Source organism: Streptomyces sp. WAC07094 (assembly GCF_036320405.1).
GTDB classification, from domain to species: Bacteria; Actinomycetota; Actinomycetes; order Streptomycetales; family Streptomycetaceae; genus Streptomyces; species Streptomyces lannensis.
In genome coordinates this window covers 6,181,672-6,208,476 of sequence record NZ_JAVMJZ010000001.1, presented here as the reverse complement: position 1 = coordinate 6,208,476, position 26,805 = coordinate 6,181,672, and the positions used below count along the sequence as shown (strand labels likewise).

The 26,805-nt window shown below is 72.1% G+C and carries 29 protein-coding genes; 5 read left to right on the top strand and 24 right to left on the bottom strand.

What is annotated here, in order from left to right:
• Positions 1–82 precede the first annotated feature (82 nt).
• From lgt to hisI, 10 genes are all read right to left on the bottom strand, one after another.
• Positions 83–1,090 carry a prolipoprotein diacylglyceryl transferase gene (gene lgt / locus RCR19_RS27465; protein ID WP_331267558.1) on the bottom strand — a complete coding sequence of 336 codons (1,008 nt, stop codon included), beginning with the start codon at positions 1,088–1,090 and terminating at the stop codon, positions 83–85.
• Between the two features lie 119 nt (positions 1,091–1,209).
• Positions 1,210–1,986: a thioredoxin domain-containing protein gene (locus RCR19_RS27460; RefSeq protein WP_331267557.1), complete on the bottom strand. Its 777-nt coding sequence runs from the start codon at positions 1,984–1,986 to the stop codon at positions 1,210–1,212.
• Positions 1,987–2,105: 119 nt separating this feature from the next.
• Positions 2,106–2,921: a tryptophan synthase subunit alpha gene (gene trpA / locus RCR19_RS27455; protein WP_331267556.1), complete on the bottom strand. Its 816-nt coding sequence runs from the start codon at positions 2,919–2,921 to the stop codon at positions 2,106–2,108.
• A complete protein-coding gene (trpB, locus tag RCR19_RS27450) occupies positions 2,918–4,204 on the bottom strand; it encodes a tryptophan synthase subunit beta (protein WP_331267555.1) in 1,287 nt (428 codons plus the stop codon). The genes trpA and trpB overlap by 4 nt, the downstream gene beginning before the upstream one ends.
• Before the next feature lie 526 nt (positions 4,205–4,730).
• Entirely contained in the window at positions 4,731–5,540 is an 810-nt protein-coding gene (gene trpC / locus RCR19_RS27445) for an indole-3-glycerol phosphate synthase TrpC (protein ID WP_331267554.1), read from the bottom strand.
• Positions 5,541–5,716: 176 nt separating this feature from the next.
• Positions 5,717–6,175, bottom strand: a complete 459-nt coding sequence (locus RCR19_RS27440) for a DUF2752 domain-containing protein (protein ID WP_331267553.1) — start codon at positions 6,173–6,175, stop codon at positions 5,717–5,719.
• 95 nt (positions 6,176–6,270) lie between these two features.
• Positions 6,271–6,510 carry an HGxxPAAW family protein gene (locus RCR19_RS27435; protein WP_331267552.1) on the bottom strand — a complete coding sequence of 80 codons (240 nt, stop codon included), beginning with the start codon at positions 6,508–6,510 and terminating at the stop codon, positions 6,271–6,273.
• 139 nt (positions 6,511–6,649) lie between these two features.
• Complete coding sequence (locus tag RCR19_RS27430) at positions 6,650–7,279, bottom strand: TIGR02234 family membrane protein (protein WP_059133190.1); 630 nt, start codon at positions 7,277–7,279, stop codon at positions 6,650–6,652.
• Positions 7,280–7,453: 174 nt separating this feature from the next.
• Entirely contained in the window at positions 7,454–8,935 is a 1,482-nt protein-coding gene (locus tag RCR19_RS27425; protein ID WP_331267551.1) for an anthranilate synthase component I, read from the bottom strand.
• An 11-nt stretch (positions 8,936–8,946) separates the two neighbouring features.
• On the bottom strand, positions 8,947–9,348 hold the full coding sequence (hisI, locus tag RCR19_RS27420) for a phosphoribosyl-AMP cyclohydrolase (protein ID WP_331267550.1): 402 nt from the start codon (positions 9,346–9,348) through the stop codon (positions 8,947–8,949).
• Between the two features lie 82 nt (positions 9,349–9,430).
• On the opposite strand from hisI, the gene RCR19_RS27415 reads away from it, so the two are divergent.
• Positions 9,431–10,066 (top strand): TIGR03085 family metal-binding protein, encoded by a 636-nt coding sequence (locus RCR19_RS27415; protein WP_331267549.1) that lies wholly within the window; start codon positions 9,431–9,433, stop codon positions 10,064–10,066.
• Between the two features lie 23 nt (positions 10,067–10,089).
• Here RCR19_RS27415 and RCR19_RS27410 read toward each other — a convergent pair whose 3' ends face one another.
• The 10 genes from RCR19_RS27410 to hisD form a co-directional block, all read right to left on the bottom strand.
• Positions 10,090–11,244, bottom strand: a complete 1,155-nt coding sequence (locus tag RCR19_RS27410; RefSeq protein ID WP_331269571.1) for an MFS transporter — start codon at positions 11,242–11,244, stop codon at positions 10,090–10,092.
• Between the two features lie 115 nt (positions 11,245–11,359).
• Positions 11,360–11,947: a helix-turn-helix domain-containing protein gene (locus RCR19_RS27405; RefSeq protein WP_331267548.1), complete on the bottom strand. Its 588-nt coding sequence runs from the start codon at positions 11,945–11,947 to the stop codon at positions 11,360–11,362.
• Positions 11,948–12,070: 123 nt separating this feature from the next.
• Positions 12,071–12,826, bottom strand: a complete 756-nt coding sequence (gene hisF, locus RCR19_RS27400) for an imidazole glycerol phosphate synthase subunit HisF (RefSeq protein WP_331267547.1) — start codon at positions 12,824–12,826, stop codon at positions 12,071–12,073.
• 25 nt (positions 12,827–12,851) lie between these two features.
• Positions 12,852–13,244 carry a RidA family protein gene (locus tag RCR19_RS27395; protein ID WP_331267546.1) on the bottom strand — a complete coding sequence of 131 codons (393 nt, stop codon included), beginning with the start codon at positions 13,242–13,244 and terminating at the stop codon, positions 12,852–12,854.
• Complete coding sequence (gene priA / locus RCR19_RS27390; RefSeq protein ID WP_331267545.1) at positions 13,241–13,966, bottom strand: bifunctional 1-(5-phosphoribosyl)-5-((5-phosphoribosylamino)methylideneamino)imidazole-4-carboxamide isomerase/phosphoribosylanthranilate isomerase PriA; 726 nt, start codon at positions 13,964–13,966, stop codon at positions 13,241–13,243. The genes RCR19_RS27395 and priA overlap by 4 nt, the downstream gene beginning before the upstream one ends.
• Positions 13,967–13,969: 3 nt before the next feature.
• Entirely contained in the window at positions 13,970–14,611 is a 642-nt protein-coding gene (gene hisH / locus RCR19_RS27385; protein ID WP_331267544.1) for an imidazole glycerol phosphate synthase subunit HisH, read from the bottom strand.
• Positions 14,608–14,772 (bottom strand): hypothetical protein, encoded by a 165-nt coding sequence (locus RCR19_RS27380; protein ID WP_059133199.1) that lies wholly within the window; start codon positions 14,770–14,772, stop codon positions 14,608–14,610. The genes hisH and RCR19_RS27380 overlap by 4 nt, the downstream gene beginning before the upstream one ends.
• Positions 14,773–14,776: 4 nt before the next feature.
• Positions 14,777–15,379, bottom strand: coding sequence for an imidazoleglycerol-phosphate dehydratase HisB (gene hisB, locus RCR19_RS27375; RefSeq protein ID WP_331267543.1), 603 nt, complete (start codon positions 15,377–15,379; stop codon positions 14,777–14,779).
• Complete coding sequence (locus RCR19_RS27370) at positions 15,376–16,485, bottom strand: histidinol-phosphate transaminase (protein ID WP_331267542.1); 1,110 nt, start codon at positions 16,483–16,485, stop codon at positions 15,376–15,378. Before RCR19_RS27370 ends, hisB begins: the two co-directional genes overlap by 4 nt.
• Positions 16,482–17,807 (bottom strand): histidinol dehydrogenase, encoded by a 1,326-nt coding sequence (gene hisD, locus RCR19_RS27365; protein WP_331267541.1) that lies wholly within the window; start codon positions 17,805–17,807, stop codon positions 16,482–16,484. The genes RCR19_RS27370 and hisD overlap by 4 nt, the downstream gene beginning before the upstream one ends.
• A 705-nt stretch (positions 17,808–18,512) precedes the next feature.
• On the opposite strand from hisD, the gene RCR19_RS27360 reads away from it, so the two are divergent.
• The 4 genes from RCR19_RS27360 (at position 18,513) to ybaK (ending at position 22,563) form a co-directional block, all read left to right on the top strand.
• Positions 18,513–20,093 (top strand): oxidoreductase, encoded by a 1,581-nt coding sequence (locus RCR19_RS27360; RefSeq protein ID WP_331267540.1) that lies wholly within the window; start codon positions 18,513–18,515, stop codon positions 20,091–20,093.
• A 153-nt stretch (positions 20,094–20,246) separates the two neighbouring features.
• The gene (locus RCR19_RS27355) at positions 20,247–21,284 is read left to right on the top strand and encodes a hypothetical protein (RefSeq protein ID WP_331267539.1); all 1,038 of its coding nucleotides are present in this window, start codon (positions 20,247–20,249) and stop codon (positions 21,282–21,284) included.
• Between the two features lie 11 nt (positions 21,285–21,295).
• Positions 21,296–22,036: an LON peptidase substrate-binding domain-containing protein gene (locus tag RCR19_RS27350; RefSeq protein ID WP_331267538.1), complete on the top strand. Its 741-nt coding sequence runs from the start codon at positions 21,296–21,298 to the stop codon at positions 22,034–22,036.
• A gap of 26 nt (positions 22,037–22,062) precedes the next feature.
• Positions 22,063–22,563 (top strand): Cys-tRNA(Pro) deacylase, encoded by a 501-nt coding sequence (gene ybaK, locus RCR19_RS27345; RefSeq protein ID WP_331267537.1) that lies wholly within the window; start codon positions 22,063–22,065, stop codon positions 22,561–22,563.
• A gap of 186 nt (positions 22,564–22,749) precedes the next feature.
• On the opposite strand, the gene RCR19_RS27340 is transcribed toward ybaK, so the two are convergent.
• The 4 genes from RCR19_RS27340 to RCR19_RS27325 form a co-directional block, all read right to left on the bottom strand.
• Positions 22,750–23,433, bottom strand: a complete 684-nt coding sequence (locus RCR19_RS27340) for an AAA family ATPase (RefSeq protein ID WP_331267536.1) — start codon at positions 23,431–23,433, stop codon at positions 22,750–22,752.
• A gap of 34 nt (positions 23,434–23,467) precedes the next feature.
• Positions 23,468–24,286: an ABC transporter permease gene (locus RCR19_RS27335; RefSeq protein WP_331267535.1), complete on the bottom strand. Its 819-nt coding sequence runs from the start codon at positions 24,284–24,286 to the stop codon at positions 23,468–23,470.
• Between the two features lie 88 nt (positions 24,287–24,374).
• Positions 24,375–25,346, bottom strand: coding sequence for an ABC transporter ATP-binding protein (locus tag RCR19_RS27330; protein WP_331269570.1), 972 nt, complete (start codon positions 25,344–25,346; stop codon positions 24,375–24,377).
• Positions 25,347–25,455: 109 nt separating this feature from the next.
• Positions 25,456–26,670: an NYN domain-containing protein gene (locus tag RCR19_RS27325; protein WP_331267534.1), complete on the bottom strand. Its 1,215-nt coding sequence runs from the start codon at positions 26,668–26,670 to the stop codon at positions 25,456–25,458.
• Positions 26,671–26,805 lie beyond the last annotated feature (135 nt).

The following is a 26,805-nucleotide window of genomic DNA, read 5'->3' as shown; positions in this document are numbered from 1 at the left end:
GCCGCCGAACGCTGGGGCCTGCGGAACGGGGCAGGGGCGCCGTATCCGGTGATACGGCGCCCCTGCCCTGTTCGTGTGCGGCTCAGGCCTTCTTCGCGGACTCCGCGTCGTCCGCCCGCTTAGCCTCGGCCGTGGGCCCGGAGGTGTCCACGGGCCCGTTCCCGTCCCCCGGTCCGGTGTCGTCCTTCACGGCGGCCTCCGGCTCGTCCTGCTGAGCCTCCGGCTTCTTCTCCAGGTCCACGGACCCGTCGCCGTCACCCGTGCCCGGCGCGTCGGCACCCGCTTCCACGACGTCCTCGCGCCCCGGCCGCAGCCGGGAGGACACCACGATGTACGCCACGGCCAGCAGGAAGACGACCATCGCGGTCCAGTCGTTCAGCCGCAGGCCCAGGACGTGGTGCGCGTCGTCGACGCGCATGTACTCGATCCACCCGCGGCCCACGCAGTACGCGGCGACGTACAGCGCGAAGGCGCGTCCGTGCCCGAGCTTGAAGCGGCGGTCCGCCCAGATGACCAGGAAGCCGACCCCGATGCACCACAGCGACTCGTACAGGAAGGTCGGGTGGTAGTACCCCGGCACCCGGCCGTCCGTCGCCGAGGTGATGTGCAGCGCCCACGGCAGATCCGTCGGCCGTCCGTAGAGCTCCTGGTTGAACCAGTTGCCCCAGCGGCCGATGGCCTGCGCGAAGGCGATACCCGGGGCGACGGCGTCGGCGTACGAGGGGAGCGTGATGCCCCTGCGGCGGCAGCCGATCCAGGCGCCGACCGCCCCGAGCGCGATCGCGCCCCAGATGCCGAGTCCGCCCTGCCAGACCTTGAACGCGTCCACCCAGTCACGGCCCTCGCTGAAGTACAGCTCGTAGTCCGTGATCACGTGATACAGCCGTCCGCCGACGAGGCCGAACGGCACGGCCCACACCGCGATGTCGGCCACCGTGCCGGATCGGCCGCCCCGGGCGATCCAGCGCTTGTTGCCGAGCCAGACGGCTACGAAGACGCCGATGATGATGCAGAAGGCGTAGCCGCGCAGCGGAATGGGGCCGAGGTGCAGCACTCCGTGCGACGGGCTGGGGATGTAGGCAATTTCCATGGCAGGAACGACGCTACCGTGCCGGACAGGCAGCGCGGCAACCGACCGGGCTACGGGTCCATAACGTAGGACGCCCCCGGCACCATGCGCACCGGGGGCATCACTGGGCGACAGGCGCCTCAGGACTTGTTGGCCGCCTCCACCATCTGCTTCAGCTTGGCCGGGGTCATCGTCTGGTCCCCGTAGACGTTCTTGCCGTCGAGGAGCACGGTCGGTGTACCGGAGAAGCCGCCGGCCTGGAACGCGGTGTTCGACTTCTGCACCCAGCTGTCGTGCGTACCGTCCTTGACGCACTTCTCGAACGTCGGGGTGGTCAGGCCGTCGACCTTGCCCGCCAGCTCGATGAGCTTGTCGTTGTCCCCGAAGGTGTCCTGCGTCTCCTTGGGCTGGTTCTGGTACAGCACGTCGTGGTAGTCCCAGAACTTGCCGGCGTCCTGCGCACAGGCCGCCGCGTTGGCCGCGCGGAGTGAGCCGCTGCCGCGGAGATTTCCGTCGATGAGTGTGACCAGGTGGTATTCGACCTTCAGCTGTCCGGCGTCGGCCAGCTGCCGGACGGTCGGACGGTAGGCGGTCTCGAAGGCCTCGCAGGCCGGGCACCGGAAGTCCTCCCAGACCGTAAGGGTCGATTTGGCGCTGTCCTTTCCGACCGGGATGGCGAGACCGTCCTTGCCCGTCGCGCCGGAGGGCGCGGTCGCGGGACCGGAGGCACTGCTCTTGCCGCTCTTCCCGGCGTTCGCCGCCAGAACGCCCACCACCGTCGCAAGGCCCAGGACGCAGACGATCGAGGCGCCCACGATCAGCGCCCGGCGGCGCTTGTCCGCGGCCCTCCGCTTCTCTCGCTCCACCGCCAGCCGCTCACGGGCGCTGCGCTTTCCTTCACGGTTCTTCTCGCTCACATCCGGCAGAACGAACCGGGGAGGCGCTGCGCGCCTCCCCGGTCCCAGGTCCACCCGTTCGGATGAGTGATATTTCCGTTACGAGTGACTCTCATCCGCACGAGCGACGGCGGCGCGAGTCACACGTTGCCCCGCACACCCTCCGCCAGCTCACCCGCGAGCGCTCGCACCGCGTCCAGCGCGGCCGCCTCGTCCGGGGCGTCCAGCATCCGCTTGACGAACGCGGAGCCGACGATCACCCCGTCGGCGAAGGCGGCCACCTCGGCGGCCTGCCCGGCGTCGGATACGCCGAGGCCGACGCAGACCGGCAGGTCGGTGGTCGCCCGGGTGCGGCGAACCAGGTCCTGGGCCTGGGTCCCGACCGTCTCCCGGGTGCCGGTGACACCCATGAGCGAGGCCGCGTAGACGAAGCCGGAACCCGCCGCGGTGATCTGGGCGAGCCGCTCGTCCCTGCTGCTGGGTGCGACCACGAAGACCGTGGCGAGCCCGTGCTTCTCCGCGTGCTCACGCCACAGGCCCGCCTCCTGGACCGGCAGGTCCGGCAGGATGCAGCCCGCACCGCCGGCCTCGGCCAGTTCGGCGGTGAAGCGTTCCACTCCGTACCGGTCGATCGGGTTCCAGTACGTCATCACGAGCACCGGCTTGCCGGTGGCCGCGTGCGCCTCGCGAACCGTGCGCAGAACGTCGGCGATCTTGACTCCGCCGCGCAGGGCGATGTCGTCGGCCGTCTGGATGACGGGCCCGTCGAGGACCGGGTCGCTGTGCGGCAGTCCCACCTCGACGACGTCGGCGCCGCCGTCGAGGACCGCCTTGACCGCGGCGATGCCGCCGTCGACGGTCGGGAAGCCGGCCGGCAGATAGGCGATGAGCGCGGACCGCCCCTCTGCCCTGGCGGCGGCGAGGGTGTCGGACAGCAGCCGGATGTTCCCGCTCACTTGGCGTCCTCCTCGATCTCCGCGGCCTCGCCTGCGGCGTCCGCGGCGACGGACGCGTCGGTGTCGTACAGGCCGAAGTACCGGGCGGCCGTGTCCATGTCCTTGTCACCGCGCCCGGACAGGTTCACGACGATCAGTCCGTCCCTGCCCAGCTCCTTGCCGACCTCCAGAGCCCCGGCCAGCGCGTGGGCGCTCTCGATGGCCGGGATGATCCCCTCGGTGCGCGAGAGCAGGCGCAGTGCCTGCATGGCCGCGTCGTCGGTGACGGCCCGGTACTCGCCGCGGCCGCTGTCCTTCAGATACGAGTGCTCGGGCCCGATGCCCGGGTAGTCGAGGCCCGCGGAGATCGAGTACGGCTCGGTGATCTGGCCTTCCTCGTCCTGGAGCACGTACGACCGGGAGCCGTGCAGGATGCCGGGCTCGCCGGCGCTGAGGGTCGCCGCGTGCTCGCCGGTCTCGATGCCGTGCCCGGCGGGCTCGCAGCCGATGAGCCGTACGGACGCGTCGGGGATGAACGCGTGGAAGAGACCGATGGCGTTCGAACCGCCGCCCACACAGGCGACGGCCGCGTCGGGCAGGCGGCCGGCCCGCTCGAGCAGCTGCCGCCGTGCCTCCACCCCGATCACCCGGTGGAAGTCCCGCACCATCGCCGGGAAGGGGTGGGGCCCGGCCACGGTGCCGAAGAGGTAGTGGGTGTGGTCGACGTTGGCGACCCAGTCGCGGAACGCCTCGTTGATGGCGTCCTTGAGGGTGCGGGAGCCGGACTGCACGGCGACGACCTCGGCGCCCAGCATGCGCATCCGGGCCACGTTGAGGGCCTGCCGCCGGGTGTCGATCTCGCCCATGTAGATGGTGCAGTCGAGCCCGAAGAGGGCGCAGGCGGTGGCGGTGGCCACGCCGTGCTGACCGGCCCCGGTCTCCGCGATGACCCGCGTCTTGCCCATCCGCTTGGTGAGCAGCGCCTGGCCGAGCACGTTGTTGATCTTGTGGGAGCCGGTGTGGTTGAGGTCCTCGCGCTTGAGGAACACCCGTGCGCCACCGGCGTGTTCGGCGAACCGCGGCACCTCGGTGAGGGCGCTGGGCCGGCCGGTGTAGTGGACGAGCAGTTCGTCGAGTTCACGGGCGAACTCGGGATCGGACTTGGCCTTGTCGTATTCGACGGCCACCTCGTCCACGGCGGCGACGAGCGCCTCCGGGATGAACTTGCCGCCGAACGCGCCGAAATAGCCCTCGGCACTGGGAACCCGGCCCTCGGGGTCGGGAATGAAGAACTCGCTGGGCATGCGGATACCTCGCTGGGGCCGAAGCCCCGGTCGGGTGGAGTCGGTGGTCACGTCGAAGGCGTGCGCGCCGTCCCCCGGGCCGCCGTCCCGGCGCTGCGCCGGCACCGCGAACCCGCCCCTGCGCCGAGCCGGCGGTCGGCCGCTACGGCGTGTACAGGGCGGGATGTCACGGGAACCGGGCGGCGACCGGCGCGGGCGAACCGCTCCGCTCCGTGCCGTCAGGAAGGACGGACGGACCCGGATCCGGTTCGGCGCGGGAGACCTGCGCGCACGCCGAGGCGCCATCGCATGCCGTTGACCTGGCCGGGCTCGTCACCGATGACGTACCGCACCCGTCGCCCGTGCACCCGCCGCGCGGGGGCACGGCAGCCGCGCGGCCTGCACCCACGGGCGAGACGGGCATAGGGATCCCTGGTCGCCACGGTGATCGGAAGCATCATCGGCGCCAACACTACCGGGGTACGGCCGTCCGTGAGGCCACCGCCCGGCGGTGGCAACCGGACCTGGACCGTCCCCGGAGGCATCGTCAGCTCCGGCCGTGCCGCAGCGCCGGGTGGGCACCCGCCGCCACCAGGTCGGCGACCGCCGTCTTCGGGTCGCGTCCGGTCACCAGCGACTCGCCCACGAGCACCGCGTCGGCACCTTCGTTCGCGTACGCGATCAGATCGTGCGGTCCGCGCACTCCGGACTCGGCGATCTTGACGATCCCCTCGGGGATCTCGGGTACGACCCGCTCGAACGTGGAGCGGTCGACCTCCAGAGTCTTCAGGTTGCGCGCGTTGACACCGATGACCTTGGCGCCGGCGTCCACCGCCCGCTCCACCTCGTCCTCGTCGTGCACCTCGACCAGCGGCGTGAGTCCGATGGACTCCGCGCGCTCGATGAGGGACTCGAGGGCGGGCTGGTCGAGGGCGGCGACGATCAGCAGGGCGAGGTCTGCGCCGTAGGCGCGTGCCTCCCACAGCTGGTACGACGTGACGATGAAGTCCTTGCGCAGCACCGGGATGTCCACCCGGGCCCGCACGGCCTCCAGGTCGGCCAGCGAGCCACCGAAGCGGCGCTGCTCGGTCAGCACGGAGATGACGGCCGCGCCGCCCGCTTCGTAGTCCGCCGCGAGCCCTGCCGGGTCGGCGATCGCCGCGAGCGCGCCCTTGGACGGGCTGGAGCGCTTGACCTCGCAGATCACCTTGACGCCCTCGCCGCGCAGGGCGGCGACGCCGTCCCTGGCCGCGGGGGCCTTCGCCGCACGCTCCTTGAGCTCGTCGAGGCTGACGCGTGCCTGCCGCTCCGCGAGGTCGGCACGGACTCCGTCGATGATCTCGTCGAGCACACTCACGCGAGCGGCCCCCTTCCTGACGGTTGATGATTCAAGAAGCCCGATGGGGGTCGGGCTTCGGCCACCGGACCGCCTCGGCGGGCGAAACCGATCGTCACTGCGATGGTATCCGCAGGAGGGCGTAGGCCTCGCATCCGGTTGACGCCGGTCCCACTACCTGGACATTCGTGGATTGATCAAGGGTGTAGCCAGCCACCGAAGGGCAGGTTCCGGACAACCGTGAAGATCAGCAGCAGCGGGACCAGGATCCACAGATGCACCGGCTGGAGTTCGATCCGCACCGGCCGTCCCCGCGCTGCGCGGAGCATCCAGACGACCCACAGCACGGCGAAGAGCGGATAGCCGACGACGGCCAGGGCGTTGTCGTGAAACGCCGTCAGAAAGTCACCGTGGACGAAGGCGTGGGCGCTGCGCAGTCCTCCGCAGCCGGGGCAGTACAGACCCGTGTAGTGCAGCAGCGGGCAGACCGGATAGTGCCCGGGGGCGTTGGGGTCCACCGTCCCGACGTACGCGAAGGCCGCCACGACACCCGCCATCACCCCGGCCGGGACGGCTGTCCGCCGGAACACGGCTGCGGCTCCGGTGTGCGGGCGGGTCGGGGTCGGGATCGGCGATGCGGGATTCACGCCGGACATTCTGCCCGCCCCGGGTCCACCGTGCGCAACAAGGCGCGAGGCGGCCCGGGCGCTCCTGCGCCCGGGCCGCCTCGCGTCGACGGCAGGTGGAGGGCTCAGCTCTCCGTCGCGCCCGCGGGCTGGTGCGCCGAGTGGGACGCGGTCTTCGGCTGGCCGAGGCCCATCACACGCATGATGCCGCCGACGACACCTCCGAGGGCGATGATGACCATGCCGGCCCAGAAGCCGATGGGCTGGGCCATCACGGTGAAGGCGCCCGAGACGCAGAAACCGATGAAGGCGATGATGACACCGGTCCAGGCGGCCGGGGTGTGACCGTGGCTGCTGCCCGCCATGACTTGCTCCTCGTTAGCTGAATGTGCATGTGTGAGCCGGACGCTCGGCGCCATTGTCCCGTACCCGCGCCCACGGGGTGGTCTCGGGGTCACTCCTCGGGTGCGAGGAGCAGCCCCCCGGGCCGGCGGGGCCGGGCGGTCACGCCCCCGTCGGGTCCTCGCCCCGGTCGAGCGCCTTCCACAGATCCTCGGGGCGGTCCGGGTCGGCGGGCCGGGGGGCGCGCGGTCGGGGGGCGCCGTCGCGCTCGTAGCGGCCCGACATCGCGGGCCACAGCCTGCCGTACCAGAGGGCGAGCAGTCCGGCGACGAGGATGAGCGCACCGCCGAACGCCGCGACGTACGGCCAGGCGGTGTGCGTGAGTGCGGTGGCGGTGGCGGAGCTGTCGCCGGCCGCCTGCGCCGCCTGCTCGTCGAGCGCCGAGCCGTCGCCGGCGCCGAGCAGCGCCGCGGCGACGGTGCCCGCACCGGACAGCGCCAGCAGCCCGGCGACGAGCAGTCGTCCGGCCCTGCGGACCGCGAAGACGGCGACGAGCGCGGCGAGGCCCACTATGGCGAGGGCCGCGGGCACGCCCGTGACGTCGCTGCCCTTGGCGGTCAGCGGAAAGTGGGTGCCGACCACCTCCACGGTCCCCGCCGACCAGGACTGGCGGGAGGAGAGCAGCGCCACGGCCGCGCCGAGCGCGCCGCACAACAGGGCGAGGGCAAGGCTGCGGCGGCCGGACCCGGCGGGTGCGGCGGCCTCGGAGCGAGGATGAGGTACGGCAGTCACGTACCCACTATCACCCGAACCCCCCGCGGCGCGTCACCCGGGTCCGGTCAAACCCCGTGATCACGCAACCGTTCCTCCGTGACGCTCCCGGGAACAGCGCATGGAACTCCCGGGAACGCCGGAGCGGTCACGGCCACGGCCTGCGGGGGCACGGCGGCCTGCACCGGCCGGATGTCAGGGTGCGGTGAGCCGGTTCGCCGTGTGCACCGCGCGGAGGACGGCCGCCGCCTTGTTGCGGCACTCGTCGTCCTCCGAGACCGGGTCGGAGTCGGCGACGACACCGGCTCCGGCCTGCACATACGCCGTGCCGTCCCGCAGCAGTGCCGTCCGGATGGCGATGGCGGTGTCGGAGTCGCCCGCGAAGTCCAGGTAGCCGACACAGCCGCCGTAGAGCCCCCGCCGGGACGGCTCGAGCTCGTCGATGATCTGCATCGCGCGCGGCTTGGGGGCACCGGAGAGCGTGCCGGCCGGGAAGCAGGCCGTCAGGACGTCGAAGGCGGTACGGCCCTCGGCCACCCGGCCCGTCACGGTCGAGACGATGTGCATCACGTGCGAGTACCGCTCGACGGACATGAAGTCGACGACCTCGACGGAGCCGGGCTCGCAGACCCGTCCGAGATCGTTGCGGCCGAGGTCGACGAGCATGAGGTGCTCGGCGCGCTCCTTGGGGTCGGCGAGCAGTTCCTCGGCGAGCCCCTGGTCCTCCTGGGGGGTCGCGCCGCGGCGCCGGGTGCCTGCGATGGGGTGCACCATCGCCCGGCCCTCCTCGACCTTCACCAGCGCTTCCGGACTGGACCCGACGACGTCGAAGCCGTCGAACCGGAACAGGTACATGTACGGCGACGGGTTGGTGGTCCGAAGCACCCGGTACACGTCCAGCGCGCTCGCCGTGCACGGTGTCTCGAAGCGCTGCGAGGGGACGACCTGGAAGGCCTCGCCCGCCCGGATGCGCTCCTTGATGTCCTCCACGGCCTCCTGGAAGTCCTTTCCGCCCCACCGCGCCGAGTACTCGGGCAGCTCGGACGGCGGAAGGACGGCGGGCGGCTGGGCGACCGGGCGGGACAGGTCCGCCTCCATCGCGTCCAGCCGGGCCACGGCATCGGCGTAGGCATCGTCCACGCCGGTGTCCAGGTCGTTGTGGTTGATCGCGTTGGCGATCAGCAGGACCGATCCCTCCCAGTGGTCCATGACCGCGAGGTCACTGGTGAGGAGCATGGTCAGCTCGGGGAGGCGCAGCTCGTCGCGCTCGCCGGGGCCGATCCTCTCCAAGCGGCGCACGATGTCGTAGCCCAGATAGCCGACCATGCCTCCGGTGAAGGGCGGCAGGCCCTCCTGGCGGGGCGTGTGCAGGGCCTCGACGGTGGCCCGCAGGGCGGCCAGTGGATCGCCGTCGACGGGTACGCCCACGGGCGGGGTGCCCAGCCAGTGGGTCCGCCCGTCCCGCTCCGTCAGGGTGGCGGCGCTGCGGACGCCCACGAAGGAGTAGCGGGACCACGAGCGGCCGTTCTCCGCCGACTCCAGCAGGAAGGTGCCCGAGCGCTCCGCGGCCAGCTTGCGGTAGAGCGCGACCGGGGTGTCGCCGTCGGCGAGGAGTTTGCGCGTGACCGGGATGACGCGGCGGTCGGTGGCCAGTTTGCGGAACGTCTCGAGGTCCATGGCGGCAGACCTTACTGATCCGCGGACGGCACGCCGGGACCGGCGTCCTTCAGGAGCACGTCGGCGTCGAAGCAGGTGCGGTCGCCGGTGTGGCAGGCGGCGCCCACCTGGTCGACCTTGACCAGCAGGGTGTCGGCGTCGCAGTCCAGGGCGACCGCCTTCACGTGCTGCACATGACCGGAGGTGTCGCCCTTGACCCAGTACTCCTGACGGCTGCGCGACCAGTACGTGCAGCGGCCGGTGGTCAGGGTGCGGTGCAGTGCCTCGTCGTCCATCCAGCCGAGCATCAGCACCTCACCGGTGTCGTACTGCTGGGCGATGGCGGGAATCAGCCCGTCGGCGCTGCGCCTGAGCCGCGCCGCGATCATCGGGTCGAGGCTGCTGGGCCTGCTGGGGTCGGGCGTGCTGGTCATGCGGACCATTGTGCCGCGCCACGCCGGGCGCCCCGGCCACCGTCCGGTGGGCGGACCGTCCCCCCGGTCGTACGCTGACTCCATGTCGACCCATGCAAAGCGTGAACGACTCCTCCTCGCCGATCTGTTGGAGGCCGAGGGCCCGGACGCCCCCACACTGTGCGAGGGCTGGAACACCCGTGACCTGGCCGCGCACGTGGTGGTGCGCGAGCGCCGTCCGGACGCCGCCGGGGGCATCCTGATCAAGCAGCTCGTGCCCCGCCTGGAGAAGGTGATGGAGGAGTTCACCGCGAAGCCGTACGAGGAACTGATCCAGCTCATCCGTACGGGCCCGCCGCGCTTCTCGCCCTTCTCGCTGAAGCAGATCGACGAAATGTCGAACACCGTCGAGTTCTACGTCCACACCGAGGACGTCCGCCGGGCGCAGCCCGATTGGACCGCGCGTGAGCTGGACGCCGTCTTCCAGGACGCGCTGTGGTCGCGGCTGGAGCGGACCGCCCGGATGACCGGTCGCGGCGCGCCGACGGGGCTGGTTCTTCGCCGCCCGGACGGGCAGACCGCGGTCGCCCACCGGGGCACTCCCGTCGTGACGGCCACCGGCGAGCCCTCGGAACTGCTGATGTTCGCCATGGGCCGGCGGCGGGTGGCGGATGTGCAGCTGGAGGGCGACGAGGACGCGATCGCGAAGATGCGGAACGCCGACGAACTGGGGAAGTGAGCCCCTGGGCGCCGGCGGCGGGTTCAGCGGGGAAGTTCGGCGCGCCGCAGGTCGCGGACGCACAGGGCGACGACCCCGCCGAGCCCGCAGACGGCGGCGCTGACGACGAAGACCGGGCCGGTGCCCCATGCCCCGACGGCGGCGGCGGACAGCGGCATGCTGAGCGGTGCGATGCCGAGGCTGACGATGCCGCCGACCGCGCTCACCCGGCCCAGGTAGGCGGGGTCCGCCTTCGTCTGCAGCAGGGCGCCGCACAGGGCCCCGCTGAGCCCGGCGAGCAGGCCGATGAGCAGGGCGGTGCCGACGGCGGCGAGCAGGCTCGGCACATAGGCCAGGGCGCCGATCGCGACCGCCCCCAGCAGGATGGCGACGGCGGCGACCCGGCCGGCGTGCGGCAGCCGGCCCCGCACGGTCAGCGTGAGCGCGGCGGCCCCGGCGCCCAGGCCGAACCCGGCGAGCACCCATCCCATCCCTGAGGCGCCCCAGTCGCGCTCGTCGGCGAGCAGGGTGAGCCCGATGTTGAGCGGGCCGACGAAACCGAGGTCGCCGAGCGCGATGGCCACGATCAGCGGCGCGAGGACCCGGTGCCCCCGGATGTAGCGCAGCCCGTCGCGGAGGTCGCGCCAGGGCGTCGTTCCGCCGGGCCCGGCGGGCTCCACCGGGGCCGGCTCCCGGACGCGTACGGAGATCAGCAGCGGCACGGAGACGGCGATCAGCAGCCCCGCCAGCGCGAACGCCCCTGCCGCCCCGCCGAGCGCCACACCGAGGCCGCCGAGCGGCGCTCCGACGACGTTGGCGAACCGTACGGCGAGCCCGCGCATGCCCTGGACACGGGCGAGCTGACCGGCTCCGGTGATACGCGCAGGAAGGGCGCCCACGGCGGGCATGAACACGGCGTCGACGGTGCCGAAGACGACGGCGAGCGCCGCCAGCAGCCACAGTTCGGGGCGGGTGAGCCAGAGCATCGCCGCCACCGCGAGCACGGCCGCGCAGCGCACGGTGTCGCTGCCGATGACCACCCGGCGCGGGCCGAACCTGTCGGCGACCACGCCGCCGCCCAGCATGAGCAGCGTCCGCGGCACCGCGCTGACCGCCGTGACCACTCCGGCCTGGGCGGGCGTGCCGGACCGGACGGCCGCCCAGGACAGGGCGAGGAAGAAGACGCTGTCGCCCACCATCGAGGCGGTGTAGGCGCTGATCCACCTCAGGACGTTGCCGTCGCGGTGGGCGGGCAGCTCCGGGGCGTGCGGCTCGGCAAAGGGCGCGATCACGGTGGTCAAGGCGTTGGCCCTCTCAGACGCGGAACGGGAATCCGTACATGTGCAGGGCGACGTGCTCGCGCCCCTCGGTCTCGCCGGCCGCCTCGGCGGCACGGCCCTTCGCGTCGTACTTCCTGGCGAGCGCCTCGAGTTCCTGCCGCAGCTCGCCGAGTTCGTCGGCGGTCAGGTGCAGCCACGACTCGTTGTCCACGGCCGCGGTGTTCCACTCGGGGGTCCAGGTGGGGCGTTCGTCGAGGTAGCGCCGGTAGAGGTCGGACCGCTGGTCGTGGAAGAGCCGTGAGGCCGCCAGGTGGGCCGCGGCCCTGCCCGGTTCGCCGCGGAAGTCCGCGTCGTGGATGCTCACCCCGTCCGAGGCCGCCCGCCACCAGCGTTCCCGGCCGTCCCCGCTCTGCGGCTCGGCCTCCTCGATCAGCCCGTGTTCGGCGAGTTTGCGCAGGTGATAGCTGATCAGCGAGACGGCCTCGCCGACGCTGTCCGCGAGTTGGGAGGCGGTGACGGCACGCTGCGCGCAGACCAGCCGGTACAGGTTCGCCCGCAGCGGATGTGCGAGCGCCTTCAGCGTGCCCACATCCGTGATCCGGCGGTTCTCCTTGCTTGGCATGTCACCACCGTAGATACGAAAGAAAAATTGCACAACAAATTTTGCGCAACTTTCCTTTCGCTTCTGTCGCACAAGAAGCCCCGGCCACCCGGGGAGCGGCCGGGGCTCACATCGGACCAGGTGTCACCTCACCGGGTGACCTGCCGCCCGCAGGGTCTCCTTCACCTCGCCGATCCGCAGGTCGCCGAAGTGGAACACGGACGCCGCCAGGACGGCGTCGGCACCCGCGGCGATGGCGGGTGGGAAGTCGGCGGCCGCGCCGGCGCCGCCGGAGGCGATGACGGGGACGGTCACGTGCTTGCGCACGGCCGCGATCATCTCCAGGTCGTAGCCGTCCTTCGTGCCGTCCGCGTCCATCGAGTTGAGCAGGATCTCGCCCGCGCCCAGCTCGGCCGCCCGGTGCGCCCACTCGACCGCGTCGATGCCGGTGCCGCGCCGTCCGCCGTGGGTGGTCACCTCGAACGAACCGGACGCCGTGCGGCGCGCGTCCACCGACAGCACCAGGACCTGCCGCCCGAACCGCTCCGCGATCTCGCGGATCAGGTCGGGGCGGGCGATCGCGGCCGTGTTGACGCCCACCTTGTCGGCGCCCGCCCGCAGCAGCCGGTCGACGTCCTCGGCCGTGCGGACGCCACCGCCGACCGTCAGCGGGATGAACACCTGCTCGGCGGTGCGGCGCACCACGTCGTAGGTCGTCTCACGGTTGCCCGAGGACGCGGTGATGTCCAGGAAGGTGAGTTCGTCGGCGCCCTCGGCGTCGTACACCTTGGCCATCTCGACGGGGTCGCCCGCGTCCCGCAGGTTCTGGAAGTTGACGCCCTTGACGACCCGGCCGTTGTCCACGTCCAGGCAGGGGATGACTCGGACCGCCAGGGTCATGAATCCACGGCTCCTCTTGCTGCTTCTAGCCTCTGAAGGCTTCCAGTTCCACTTCGACCAGGATGCGGGGGTCGACGAAGCCCTCCACGACCAGCAGGGTCGCTGCCGGGCGCACGGAGTCGAAGAGCTCCTTGTGGGCCCGGCCCACCTCGTCGACGTCCCGCAGATGGGTCAGATACATCCGGGTCCGGATCACCGACCCGGGACCCAGCCCGAACTCGGCGATCGCCTCGAGTGCGCCGGTGAACGCCACCTTGGCCTGCTCGTACGGGTCGCCCTCCCCGTACAGCACCGAGCCCTTGAAGGCCGACGTACCGGCCACGAGCACACGGTCGCCCGCCGCGACGGCACGTGCGAACCCGAAGGACTCCTCCCAGGGACTTCCGCTCTGCACGCGCCGTACGGCATCGGACGTCATGACGACACTGCCTCCAGGGCCTCTTCCAGGGTGAACGCCTTCGCGTACAGGGCCTTCCCGACGATGGCACCCTCGACACCGAGCGGGACGAGATCGGCGAGCGCCCGCAGGTCGTCCAGGGAGGAGACACCGCCCGAGGCCACGACCGGGCGGCCGGTGGCGGCGCAGACGTCCTTCAGCAGCCGCAGGTTCGGGCCCTGGAGCGTGCCGTCCTTGGCGATGTCGGTGACGACGTAGCGCGCGCAGCCCTCCTTGTCGAGGCGCTCCAGCGTCTCGTAGAGGTCGCCGCCGTCACGGGTCCAGCCCCGGCCCCGCAGGGTGGTGCCCCGCACGTCGAGGCCGACAGCGATCCGGTCACCGTGCTCGGCGATCACCTCGGCGACCCACTCGGGCGTCTCCAGGGCCGCCGTGCCGAGGTTCACCCGGGTGCATCCGGTCGCCAGGGCGGCGGCCAGGGTCTCGTCGTCCCTGATGCCGCCGGACAGCTCGACCTTGATGTCCATCGCCCCGGTGACCTCGGCGACGAGCGCACGGTTGTCACCGGTGCCGAACGCGGCGTCCAGGTCGACCAGGTGCAGCCACTCGGCGCCCGCCGACTGCCAGGCGAGGGCGGCCTCCAGCGGGGAGCCGTAGGAGGTCTCGGTCCCGGACTCGCCGTGCACGAGGCGGACGGCCTGGCCGTCGCGGACGTCGACGGCGGGGAGGAGTTCGAGCTTGGCCATGGTCTACAGGGTTCCGATCCAGTTGGAGAGCAGCTGTGCTCCGGCGTCGCCGGACTTCTCGGGGTGGAACTGCGTGCCCCGCAGGGCGCCGTTCTCGACGGCGGCCACGAACGGCGCGCCGTGCGTCGTCCAGGTCACCTTGGGGGCGAGCAGCAGCCGGCTGCTCGTCTCGAACCGCCAGTCGTGGACGGCGTAGGAGTGCACGAAGTAGAAGCGCGCGTCCGCGTCCAGGCCGGCGAACAGCTCGGAGTCGAACGGTGCCTCGACGGTGTTCCAGCCCATGTGGGGCACGATCTCGGCCTGGAGCGGCTCGACGGAGCCGGGCCACTCGTCGAGGCCCTCGGTCTCCACACCGTGCTCGATGCCGCGCGCGAACAGGATCTGCATGCCGACGCAGATCCCCATGACCGGACGGCCCCCGGACAGGCGGCGGTCGATGATCCAGTCACCGCGCGCCCGCTTCAGACCCTCCATGCAGGCGGCGAACGCGCCGACGCCCGGCACCAGGAGGCCGTCCGCGTTCATGGCGGCGTCGTAGTCACGGGTGATCTCGACATCGGCTCCCGCACGGGCCAGCGCACGCTCGGCGGAGCGGACGTTGCCGAAGCCGTAGTCGAAGACCACGACGCTCTTCGCAGCGCTCAATTCCACACCTCCAGCCGGAGGACGCCGGCGACGAGGCACAGACCCGCGCTGATCGAGAGCAGCACGATCAGGCTCCTCGGCATCTGCTGCTTGGCGAAGGAGATGATTCCGCCGACGAGGAAGAGGCCGACGACGATGAGGACGGTGGACAGTCCGTTCATGGCTTTACAGCGCGCCCTTCGTGGAGGGGAGGATGCCGGCCGCGCGGGGGTCGCGCTCGCTCGCGTACCGCAGCGCCCGTGCCAGCGCCTTGAACTGGCACTCCACGATGTGGTGCGCGTTGCGCCCGTAGGGCACGTGCACGTGCAGCGCGATCTGGGCCTGGGCGACGAAGGACTCCAGGATGTGCCGGGTCATCGTGGTGTCGTACTCGCCGATCATCGGCGCCATGTTCTCGGGCTCGGTGTGCACGAGGTACGGGCGGCCGGACAGGTCGACGGTGACCTCGGCGAGCGACTCGTCCAGCGGGACCGTGCAGTTGCCGAAGCGGTAGATCCCCACCTTGTCGCCGAGCGCCTGCTTGAAGGCGGCGCCGAGCGCGAGGGCGGTGTCCTCGATGGTGTGGTGCGAGTCGATGTGCAGATCGCCGTCGGTCTTCACCGTCAGGTCGAACAGACCGTGCCTGCCCAGCTGGTCGAGCATGTGGTCGTAGAAGCCGACACCGGTGGCGATGTCGGTCCTCCCGGTGCCGTCGAGGTCGATCTCGACGAGGACCGAGGTCTCCTTGGTGGTGCGCTCGATTCTTCCGAGGCGTCCCTCGCGAGTCATGCGCTGTACTCCTTCTTCAGTTCACGTACCGCGTCGAGGAACGCGTCGTTCTCCTGTGGCGTTCCGGTGGACACCCGCAGCCATCCGGGCACGCCGTTGTCCCGGACCAGGACACCCCGGTCGAGGATTCCCCGCCAGGCCTCGTGGGCGTCGGCGAACCGTCCGAACTGCACGAAGTTCGCGTCGGAATCCGTCACGTCGTACCCGAGCGCGCGCAGTTCCGCGACGAGCCGGTCCCGCTCGGACTTCAGCTGCTCGACGTACTTCAGCAGCGTGTCGGTGTGCTCAAGGGCGGCCAGGGCGGTCGCCTGCGTGATCGCCGACAGGTGGTACGGCAGCCGTACGAGCTGGACCGCGTCCACGACCGCCGGGTGGGCGGCGAGGTAGCCGAGGCGCAGGCCCGCCGCCCCGAAGGCCTTCGACATCGTCCGCGACAGGACGAGGTTCGGCCGGCCCTCGATGAGCGGCAGCAGCGAGTTGCCGTGGCTGAACTCGATGTACGCCTCGTCCACGACGACCATGGAGGGCTTCGCCGCCTGCGCGGCCTCGTACAGGGCGAGGACCGTCCCGGCGGGGACCGCGTTGCCGGTGGGGTTGTTGGGGGTCGTGACGAAGACGACGTCCGGCCGGTTCTCAGCGATCGCCCTCTCGGCCGCGGCGACGTCGATCGTGAAGTCCTCCTCCCGCGGGCCCGGGATCCAGCCGGTGCCGGTGCCGCGCGCGATGAGCGCGTGCATCGAGTACGACGGCTCGAAACCCATCGCCGTGCGGCCGGGCCCGCCGAAGGTCTGCAGCAGCTGCTGGATGACCTCGTTGGAGCCGTTGGCCGCCCAGACGTTCTCCAGGGCGACCTCGTACCCGCCGGTCTTCGTCAGGTACTCGGCGAGCCTCGTGCGCAGCTCGACGGCGTCCCGGTCCGGGTAGCGGTTGAGGTCACGGGCGGCGTGGCGCACCCGCTCGGCGATCCGCTCGACCAGCGGCTCGGGCAGCGGGTACGGGTTCTCGTTGGTGTTCAGCCGCACGGGGACGTCCAACTGGGGTGCGCCGTAAGGCGACTTCCCCCGCAGTTCGTCCCGTACGGGAAGATCGTCGATTCCGAAGCTCACTTGCTCTCAGGCACCTTCCAGCCGAACCGGGCCTTGATCGCGGCGCCGTGCGCCGGCAGGTCCTCCGCCTCCGCGAGCGTCACCACATGGTGGGCGACCTCGGCCAGCGCGTCCTTCGAGTAGTCGACGACATGGATGCCGCGCAGGAAGGACTGGACGGACAGACCCGAGGAGTGGCAGGCGCATCCGCCGGTCGGCAGCACATGGTTGGAACCGGCCGCGTAGTCGCCGAGGGAGACCGGCGCCCAGGGGCCGACGAAGATCGCGCCTGCGTTCCGCACCCGGTCGGCCACCGCGGCGGCGTCCGCCGTCTGGATCTCCAGGTGTTCGGCACCGTAGGCGTCGACCACCTTGAGGCCCTCCTCGACGCCGTCGACGAGCACGATCGCGGACTGCCTGCCCGCGAGCGCCGGGCGGATCCGGTCCTCGATGTGCTTGGTGGCCTCGACCTGCGGCTGAAGTTCCTTCTCCACCGCGTCGGCGAGGTCCACCGAGTCGGTGACCAGGACGGCGGCCGCCAGCGGGTCGTGCTCGGCCTGGCTGATCAGGTCCGCGGCGACGTGCACCGGATCGGCGGTCCCGTCCGCGAGGACCGCGATCTCGGTGGGACCGGCCTCCGCGTCGATGCCGATCCTGCCGGTGAAGTAGCGCTTGGCCGCGGCGACCCAGATGTTGCCGGGGCCGGTGACCATGGTGGCCGGCGGGCAGGATTCGGTGCCGTAGGCGAACATGGCGACCGCGGTCGCACCGCCGGCCGCGTACACCTCGTCGACACCCAGCAGGGCGCAGGCGGCCAGGATCGTCGGGTGCGGCAGTCCGCCGAACTCGGCCTGGGCCGGGGAGGCGAGGGCGACGGACTCGACACCCGCCTCCTGCGCGGGCACGACGTTCATGATCACGGAGGAGGGGTAGACGGAGCGGCCGCCCGGCGCGTACAGCCCGACGCGGTCCACCGGAACCCACTTCTCGGTGACGGTGCCGCCGGGTACGACCCGGGTGGTGTGCGCGGTGCGGCGCTGCTCGCGGTGGACCAGACGAGCACGGCGGATGGACTCCTCCAGGGCCGCGCGCACGGCCGGGTCGAGCCCGTCGAGCGCCGCACCGAGGGCCTCGGCCGGGACCCGTACGGACTCCAGGCGCACACCGTCGAACTTCTCGGCGAAGTCGATCAGCGCCGCGTCGCCGCGATGATGCACGGCCTCGCAGATCGGGCGCACCTTCTCCAGGGCGGCCGAAACGTCGAAGTCGGCTCGGGGCAGCAGGTCACGCAGGGCAGGCCCTTCGGGGAGGGCGTCGCCGCGCAGATCGATTCGGGAGATCACAGGGCTAATTCTCTCAGACGGCGATGGCCCGCTGGACAGCCGTATCAATGGCTGATACGGAGCGTGGCCGGCCGGGCGGATTGCGTGGCCATCGGGGGCGGGTGGCGGGGCGCCCCGCCCGCGCGGCGCCCGACCAGCGCCCGCGCGTGTCGGAGCGTGGGCGACACGCCCGGCGCTGGTCGGCAAGGGGAGCGCCCGGCGGCCCGCTCACGACCCCGGCGAACCGGGCTCGAGGCGTCCGCCCGCCGGCGGACCCGCCGCATGCCGGACTGTGGTCCGGTGCGCCCCGAACGGCCACCCGGTCCACACCGGCGCCGGGATCCGGCCGAACTGCCCGGCGACTCCCGCGACCGCCGGGGCGCACCCACCGCTCCGGCTCGGCCCCTGCACGCCCCGTCGTCCGCGATCCGGAATCCGCGTTCCGGCACCTGGGATCCGATCGGCCCGGGTCCGCCGCTCCCGGCTCCCGGCCCTCGTGCGCGGTGGCGCCGGGACGGTCCGCCGACCGGCCCCGGGCCCCCTCGACCTCCGGCGATGCGGTTCCGCGATCCGCCACGGCGGTGTGACGGGCCTCCGGGATGGCCGGATCGGGTGACCGGCACCCCAGCCGGAAGATCGTCTTCACCGATAGCGTTCGGCCGGTCACACAGCGGGCATGAACGGTCGTACGTGACCCGTGAGTAGCCGGGGAGAAGGGAAGGTGCCGTGACCGAGGGTGCCGGCGTCCACGACGGGGACCTGCCGGAGGACCTGGCCGCGACAGAGGCCGGGATGTGGCAGGCCTTCCGCAACGGCAGCGAGTACGACCTGCGCAGCGGGGACGCCGCCGCGGACGATCCGCACGGCGGCGTCCCCTGGGGAGCCGACCGCTCCGTGCGGGCGCGGATCGTGGCCTGGCTGCTCCTCGACGGGCCGCACGCGCTGGCGGGGCGGGTCTCCTCGCTCAAGCTGACCGGTGTGCGGATCACCGACACGCTGGACCTGGCGGGCGGCACGATCGTGCCCTACGTGGAGCTGATGGGCTGCAGGTTCGAGAAGGAGGTCCTGCTGCCGGAGGCCCGCTTCACGACCGTACGGCTGGTGGACTGCTCGGTGCCGCGCCTGGAGGCGGCACGGCTGCAGACCGAGGGTGATCTGCATCTGCCCCGCTGCCGCTTCCACAACGGCGTGCGGCTCACCGACGCGCACATCGGCACCGATCTGCTGCTCAACCAGGCCGTCGTGTACCGGGACCGGCGCGGCCGTTCGATCACCGCGGACGGGCTGACCGTCGGACAGGACCTCCAGGCCGAGATGCTGGAGTCGCACGGCGAGCTGAGCCTGCGCAGCGCGACCGTCGGCGTCTCCCTGAGTCTGCGCGGCGCCCGGCTGACCAACCCGTACGGCCGGCTGGCGCTGAACGCCCCGCAGCTGACGGTGGAGCGCTCGCTCTACCTCACCCCGGCGGGCGTCGGCAATCCGCTGCTGACCAGTGGGACGACGCCCGCGCGCGGGACGCGGGTACAGCGGTTCGAGTGCCGGGGCGGGATCCGGCTGGACGACGGGCGGTTCGGGGACGCCGTCGACCTCGAGCAGGCCCTCTTCGCCCTCGAGGACGACCAGGAGCTGTCCCTGCGCCGGATCCAGACCCCGGAGCTGCGCTTCCTGGGCGAGGGACCCGAGCGGGGCAAGGTGGTCCTCTCGGGCGGCCGGATCGTCACCCTCGTCGACCGATGGACGAGCTGGCCGGTCACCGGCAACCTGCACATGGGCGGTTTCACCTACGAGAACCTCGTCCCGCAGGACGCCTTCCCGCTCGCCCGGCGTCTGGAGTGGGTGTCGGCGGCGACCGCCGAGTACAACCCCGAACCCTATGAGCGACTCGCGACCGTGCTGCGCAATTCCGGGGAGGACGAGGACGCCCGCGAGGTGCTGCTCGCCAAGCAGCGGCGCCGACGCGAGACGCTGCCGCTCGGGGCCAAGCTGTGGGGGTACGCGCAGGACTGGACCGTCGCGTACGGCTACCGGCCGGGCCGCGCGGCGGTGTGGATGGCGGTGTTGTGGGCGGCGACCTCCATCGCGTTCTCGCACGCGAGCCACCCCCCGGTGAACAAGGACGGCCATCCGGCGTGGAACCCCTCCCTGCTCGCCCTGGACCTGCTGCTGCCCGTCATCGACCTCGGCCAGGTCGGGCAGTGGCAGCTGAGCGGCGGCTGGCAGTGGCTGTCCGCGGTGGTCATCCTGCTGGGCTGGATCCTGGCGACGACCATCGCGGCGGGGGCGACGCGGCTGCTGCGGCGGGGCTGACCGGGCAGCGGCCGGACGGCAGGCACATAGGGGCCCAACAGCACCGAAACAGTCTTCTTTTACCTACTCTTGACTATTGAGAGTACAACTAACTACGGATTAGGTTTTCACCCTGGCGCGTTCCCGACCTGCGGCTTTTCAATGGTCGACACCATGTCACTGCTGCGCGCGTTCATCCGTACGACACGGATGACCCGTTCCTCCTCCCACCTCGCTCCCGGACTGCCGGCGGACGCCGAGGTGCTGCTCGACGCCCCCGACGAGCACCTCGCACCGGCGCTGGTCGCGGCGGCCCAGGGCGACCACGGCCCGGCGGCCAAACTGCTCGCGACCACACGGGAGAACGCCGAGTGGGAGGACCGCGACCGGTATGTGACGCGGCTCGCCGATTTCGCCCGCTTTCGCGGCGAATGGTTCGAGGAGTGGTGCGCCGTCTCCCCGGACGACCCGGACGCGCTGCTGGTGAAGGCGGAACTGACCCTGACGCGCGCGTGGGAGTCACCCGACCGTGCCGAACTGCTGCGGCTGACGGGCCCGTTGATCGCGACCGCCTGCGAGGGCGATCCGCGCGACCCCGTGCCGTGGCGGATCGCGCTCGACCACGCACGGGGCACCGAAGCGGGCCACCGGGAGTTCGAGCGCCTGTGGGGCGAGGCGGTTCACCGCTGCGCGCACCACTACGGCTGCCATGTGGCGGCCCTGCGCTATCTCGCCTCCTCCTGGCACGGATCGCACAGCGAGTGCCTCGACTTCGCCGAGACCGCGGCGCAGGACGCGCTGCCCGGCTCGCTCGTGCAGGCGCTCCCCGTGCGTGCGGCCTTCGCCTATCTCGCCTACGGCGGCGGCACGGCGGTGGGCCGCGAACGGCTGGACGCGGCGGCGGACCGGGCGATCGCGCTGTCGGCTCGGTACGCGGCCGCCGACCCGTGGCCCGCGGAGGTGCGCAACCTCCTGACGTTCGTCCTGGTCGGGCTGGAGCGCTGGGAGGACGCGATGACCCAGCTGCGCATGATCGGCCCGTACGCCACCTCGTTCCCCTGGGACCGGGTCGACGACGATCCCCTGGGCCTGTTCCTGCGGCTGCGGGAGGGCGTCGGCCGCGAGGTGTCGGCCGGCCGCTCCGGACGTCCGGCCCGGCCGCTGCTTCCACGAAGTGGGCATGCCGGGCCCACGTCGTCGCGCGACCATTAGGCTTTCCCGTCGTGACCACCGTCCGGCTCCCGCTCTTCCCCCTGAACTCGGTGCTGTTCCCGGGACTCGTGCTCCCGCTGAACGTCTTCGAGGAGCGCTATCGCGCCATGATGCGCGAACTCCTGAAGACCCCCGAGGACGAACCGCGCCGCTTCGCCGTCGTCGCGATCCGCGACGGCCACGAGGTGGCTCCCAGCACTCCGGGCATGCCCGACCCGACGACCGTGCCCGACCGGGGACCCGCCGCGGGTTTCGGCGCCGATCCGGCCAAGGCCTTCCACAGGGTGGGCTGTATCGCGGACGCGGCGACGGTCCGGGAGCGGGCCGACGGCACGTTCGAGGTGCTGGCGACGGGCACGACCCGCGTCCGTCTGCTCTCGGTGGACGCCTCGGGGCCGTATCTGACGGCCGAGTTGGAGGAGCTGGCGGAGGAGCAGGGCGACGAGGCGGGCGCGCTCGCCGAGGGTGTGCTGCGGGCGTTCCGGCAGTACCAGAAGCGGCTCGCGGGCGCGCGGGAGAGGTCGCTGTCGACGGGTGCGGATCTGCCGGACGAGCCGTCGGTGGTGTCCTACCTGGTGGCGGCCGCGGTGATGCTGGACACGCCGACGAAGCAGCGGCTGCTCCAGGCACCGGACACCGCCTCCCGCCTACGCGACGAGCTGAAACTGCTTCGCTCGGAGACGTCGATCATCCGTAGTCTGCCGTCGTTGCCGGCGTCCGAGCTGACACGGACTCCGACCAGCCTGAACTGAAGCACGACATGTGGGGAACGGCCGGGATGGCGAAGAAGACCAAGAAGCAGCAGCCCGGGGGCACCCCGGCGACGGTGGCGCTGACCTCGGCCGGAGTGGGGTTCACGGTCCACTCCTACGAACACGACCCGTCCCACCCCTCCTACGGCGAGGAGGCGGCGGAGGCGATGGGCGTGTCCCCCGACCGGGTCTTCAAGACGCTGGTGGCGGACGTGGACGGCGCACTGGTGGTCGGGGTGGTCCCGGTGGCGGGATCACTGGACCTGAAGGCGCTGGCGACCGCGGTGGGCGGCAAGCGGGCGGCGATGGCCGACCCGACCCTGGCGGAGCGCACGACCGGGTACGTGCGGGGCGGCATCTCTCCGGTGGGCCAGCGCAAGAAGCTGCGCACGGTGGTCGACGACTCGGCGTCGTCGCACGCCACGATCTGCGTCTCGGCGGGCCGCCGCGGCCTGGAGGTGGAATTGGCCCCCGCCGACCTCGCGAGGGTCACAGAGGCGATCCTGGCGCCGATCGCGCGTGCGTGAGCACTCGACGGACGGCCGTTCCTCGGCTAGTACGGAAACATGTCGAAGAGGACACGCAAGCGCAAATGGCGCATGAAGAAGGGTCACGCCAATCACGGCCACCGGCCGTCGTGACCACGTCCCGCAACAAGATCAGCGCCGGGCGGCTCGGCTGAGCCGGCCCGGCGCCACGGCGTCCCCGGGGGGTCACGCCGCGGGCGGCCCCCCGTAGGAGGTCGCGTACGGTTCCGGATCACGCGGACCGAACAGACCCGTCAGACCGAGGTGCACCACCAGCGCGGCCAGCGGCCACGCCAGCACCGCCCCCTTCGCGCCCAGCTTCAGGGGCGCGGAGAACGTCACTCCCTTGCCCACGGCCTTGGCGTGGGCGATCACGTTCTGCGTGGGTCCCAGCCAGACCCCGACACGCCAGGCGAGCACGGAGCCGAGCAGTCCGCCCAGAGCGAGCGCCACGACCAGCGGGACCCCGCCGCGCCGGCGCACCAGGAAGACGACCAGGGCGCTGACGGCGCCGAAGGCGAGCGCCAGCAGGGTGAACGTCCCGTCCACACCGATGGCCTGCTCGCCCTCGGTGTCCTTCAGATAGACGACCCAGTTCTTGTCGACCAGGTCTCCCACCAGCGGAACACGCGGCGCGAGCCACGCCCACAACAACCCGAGCACCACCCCGGCGAGGGCGACGCACACCGTGATGACGGCCGCCTCCAGCACCTCGGTCTTCATTCCGGGCCCGTCCGTCTTGAACGCGGGCGTGGCTCCGTGCGGGGCGGGTCCGGCTCCCGGAGGGGCGGACACGGCTTGCCACCCGTGATGCGCAGAGTGCGGTGACTGTTCATGCGGCGGCGGAGGAGGAGTCAACGGAGCGGTCACCTTCACATCCTGCCAGTCGTGTCGGTCAAAGGCGTCACCGGACGGCCGCTCGGCGGTACGCCCAGGTCGCCAGGGCGAGCGAGGCCACCCCTACGGCGGCGCACACCCCCAGGTCACCGAGGACGAGCGCCCAGTCCGGATCTCCGCCGAAGGTCCGCGCGAACGCCTCGACACCATAGGTCGACGGCAGGGCGTCCCGCACGAGCTGTACGACCTCCGGCATCCGGTGGGCCGGCAGCACGCCCAGCAGCAGCGCCGCCGACATGCCCAGCTGGCCGAGCAGCGTCGCCAGTTCGGGGCGCGGCGCGAGCAGCCCGAGCGCGGCGCCGAGCCCGGCCAGCGCGGCCCCGGCCAGCGGGATCACCGCGAGCAGTACCCACAGATGGGCGAGCGGCAACCCGAAGAGCACACACCCGAAGACGGCGGTCACCACCGTTCCGGGCACGGTGAAGGACGCGTACGCCCCGGCCGCCCCCAGGACCACCGCGGAGGCGGGCACCGGCAGCGTGGCGTAGTGGTCGAGTCCGCCGTTCGCGCGCAGCTGGCCGAAGTACTGCGCCAGCAGGTTCAGCCCGACGTAGGCGACCACGAGCACGGACGAGCCGGCCACCACCGACCGCGCGTCGTCCCCGCCGGACACGACCCCGCGCAACATGATCATGATGCCGATCGACTGGAACGTCGCCACGAACAGCAGCGGGATCCGTGCGACCCGGGCCCGGGAGAGCTGCGCGCGGTACACGGCGGCCAGGGACGGCCACAGCCGCGGCCGCGGCCCGAGGACCGCGGCTTCCTCCGCGTCGTCGTCGGCCACCCTGACGCCGGGCAGAACCTCGGCGGGTACGACACTCACGTCGCGCTGCTCCTCTTCGTTGCTGCCGCCCCGCCCGGCACGGACGCGGCACCCCTTCCGCTCCATACGGACCCGGCGACCCGCGCGCTCATGCCTTCACCAGCCCCTGGGTGCTGCCGCCGAGCGCCAGGTAGACGTCCTCCAGGCTGGGGGTGGCCAGTGTGAAGTCGTCGAGGGCGGCGAAGGCGGCACCGCCCGTCACGGTGGCGACGGCCGCGCGCGCCTCCTCGGGGGCCATCCGCAGCGACCAGCGCCGGCCGGACTCCACGGCGCGGGCGCGCAGTGCCGCGACCTCGGGCACCTCGAGCGGCGCCTGCTCACGCCACACGAGTTCGACCCGCACCTCGCCCGCCACGCGGTCCTTGAGGCCTGCCGGCGTGTCGCAGGCGATGACACGTCCCCGGTCGAGGACGGCGACCCGGTCGAGAACGGTCTCCGCCTCGATGACGTTGTGGGTCACGAGCACGACGGTGCTCCCACGCTCGGCGCGCCGCCGGTTCACGGCGGCCCACACGGCCCGCCGGGCGACGGGGTCCATCGCGGTGGTCGGCTCGTCGAGCACGAGCAGCGGACGGTCTCCCACGAGCGCGGCGGCGAAGCACGCGAGCCGGCGCTGGCCGCCGGAGAGCTTGTTGAGCGGTCGGGAGGCGATCGATGTGAGACCGAGTTCCGCGAGGACGTCGTCCCGCTCCTCGCGCGCCCGACGCACCTCGAGCCCGCGCAGCCGCCCCGTCGTCTCGGCGGCGAGCGACACGGTCAGCTCGTCGAGCGCGGTGGACTCCTGCCCGAGGTAGGCGAGGATCCGCGCCGCCCGCTCGGGGTGGCGCACGATGTCGTGTCCGAGGATCTCGATACTGCCGCGGTCGGGACGCATCAGACCGGTCAGCTGGCGTACGAGGGTGGACTTTCCGGCGCCGTTCGGCCCGAGCAGCCCGAAGATCTCACCGCGGCGGATGTCCAGCCGTACGTCGTCGGTGGCGCGCACCTCGGGGGACCCGGGCGCGCCGCGTCGGCCGCGTACCGCCGGATAGGTCTTGGTCAACCCCCGCACGGCGCACACGACGGCGCCACCCTGCCGTTGTGCCTGTGCGGTGCGCGTACTCACAAGGGACGAGGGTACGGGGTACCGCCGGTCGCCCGGTTCCCGGGGCCCGTCGGCCCCGCGTGCTTCAGGGCCCGGCAGGTGAGTGCTCCGTCGCGGTGCGCTGGTCGATCTCCCTCCAGAACCCGGCCCGGATCGCGTACCGGTCACGCTCGTCGATCTGGTCGTCCTTGTGCGCGAGCAGCCCGAACCGCGCCGCGTAGCGCAGCAGTTCCCCGTCGATGCGGTGCGGCACGCGCGGATACATGCCCGAGAGCTTCTGCAGCTGCGTCTGGTCGGCGAGTCGCCCGATCCACCGCCGCGCGAACACCTGCCCCACCTCGTAGGGGTCTCCGCCCACCGTGGTGATGTCCTCCTCCCGATCGGCCCAGCGCTGCTCCGCCGTCGTCAGCTGCGCCAGTGTCGGCAGCGAGGCGGCGTCCGGCGGCTCGGCGGCGACGGGCCGGTCCACCCAGCCCTTGTCGGAGGACCACCGCAGGGTGGCCCCGGCGGGCTGCTGCACGGGGGGCGCGCCGTGCGCCCTCAGGGTCGCCAGGTCCTTCGGGGTGGGGACGCCCTTCGGGGCCGAAACCCGCTCCTGGGTGCCGTTCGGCGAGGCGGACGCCGTGATGTGCTCGGGCCGGGCGGCGGGCCGCTCCGCTGTGGTGGCGAGCGCCGACTCGGGCAGCGGGGCCGACAGGATCGCGGCGATCTCCGGGCGCGGCGCCGGCGGGGGCGCGCACACCCCGCCCAGTTCCTTGGCCCGCACGGCCTTGGTGATCCAGGTCCGGTCGAGCACACGCCGTTCGTCGGCCTCGGCGACCAGGTCCTCGGACTGGTTGTAGTCGCCGTCGGCCGCCTGGACGGCCCACAGGTGCACGGCCACCCCGTGCTCCTTCGCGGCCATCATGCCCGGCAGCAGATCCCCGTCGCCGGTGACGAGCACGATGTCCGAGCAGGCGCGGTTGCGGGCCAGCTCGGTCAGTTCCGCGTGCATCGCGGCGTCGACGCCCTTCTGCGCCCACCGTCCGTCGCTGCGGGTCAGCGCGCCCAGGCGCACGGTCACCCGGGGCATCACCCGCAGCCGGCGGTGCTCCGGCTGCGGCACCCGGTCGGGGGCGCCGTCGAACCAGTAGATGCGCAGCAACGGCCGTTCGGTGTCCGACTCGGCGCGTTCGCGCAAGCCCAGGATGAGAGCCGCGTGGTCGACGGTGATCCGGGACCTCGAGGGCTCCCCGGCGAGCAGGCTGGCGGCAGCCCCGAGCAGATACCCGGCGTCCACCAGGACGATGCAGCGGTCCACGCGTTCCACCCTCTTTCCGGGAGGTTTGCTTCGGGCTTCCTTCGAGTCTGCCCGACCGCCGGGAGGTTAACGGCCCGAACTCGATCTTCGGCGTGGCGGAATGCGGTCACGGCCCCTCCACTGCCTTTGTCACGG

Excerpts from the sequence above, each read along its gene's own strand:
- lgt (WP_331267558.1), bottom strand. The coding sequence starts at position 1,090 with ATGGAAATTGCCTACATCCCCAGCCCGTCGCACGGAGTGCTGCACCTC.
- trpB (WP_331267555.1), bottom strand. The coding sequence starts at position 4,204 with ATGCCCAGCGAGTTCTTCATTCCCGACCCCGAGGGCCGGGTTCCCAGT.
- RCR19_RS27440 (WP_331267553.1), bottom strand. The coding sequence starts at position 6,175 with ATGTCCGGCGTGAATCCCGCATCGCCGATCCCGACCCCGACCCGCCCG.
- RCR19_RS27435 (WP_331267552.1), bottom strand. The coding sequence starts at position 6,510 with ATGGCGGGCAGCAGCCACGGTCACACCCCGGCCGCCTGGACCGGTGTC.
- RCR19_RS27425 (WP_331267551.1), bottom strand. The coding sequence starts at position 8,935 with ATGGACCTCGAGACGTTCCGCAAACTGGCCACCGACCGCCGCGTCATC.
- hisI (WP_331267550.1), bottom strand. The coding sequence starts at position 9,348 with ATGACCAGCACGCCCGACCCCAGCAGGCCCAGCAGCCTCGACCCGATG.
- RCR19_RS27415 (WP_331267549.1), top strand. The coding sequence starts at position 9,431 with ATGTCGACCCATGCAAAGCGTGAACGACTCCTCCTCGCCGATCTGTTG.
- RCR19_RS27410 (WP_331269571.1), bottom strand. The coding sequence starts at position 11,244 with ATGGTGGGCGACAGCGTCTTCTTCCTCGCCCTGTCCTGGGCGGCCGTC.
- RCR19_RS27405 (WP_331267548.1), bottom strand. The coding sequence starts at position 11,947 with ATGCCAAGCAAGGAGAACCGCCGGATCACGGATGTGGGCACGCTGAAG.
- hisF (WP_331267547.1), bottom strand. The coding sequence starts at position 12,826 with ATGACCCTGGCGGTCCGAGTCATCCCCTGCCTGGACGTGGACAACGGC.
- RCR19_RS27395 (WP_331267546.1), bottom strand. The coding sequence starts at position 13,244 with ATGACGTCCGATGCCGTACGGCGCGTGCAGAGCGGAAGTCCCTGGGAG.
- priA (WP_331267545.1), bottom strand. The coding sequence starts at position 13,966 with ATGGCCAAGCTCGAACTCCTCCCCGCCGTCGACGTCCGCGACGGCCAG.
- RCR19_RS27380 (WP_059133199.1), bottom strand. The coding sequence starts at position 14,772 with ATGAACGGACTGTCCACCGTCCTCATCGTCGTCGGCCTCTTCCTCGTC.
- hisB (WP_331267543.1), bottom strand. The coding sequence starts at position 15,379 with ATGACTCGCGAGGGACGCCTCGGAAGAATCGAGCGCACCACCAAGGAG.
- RCR19_RS27355 (WP_331267539.1), top strand. The coding sequence starts at position 20,247 with ATGTCACTGCTGCGCGCGTTCATCCGTACGACACGGATGACCCGTTCC.
- ybaK (WP_331267537.1), top strand. The coding sequence starts at position 22,063 with ATGGCGAAGAAGACCAAGAAGCAGCAGCCCGGGGGCACCCCGGCGACG.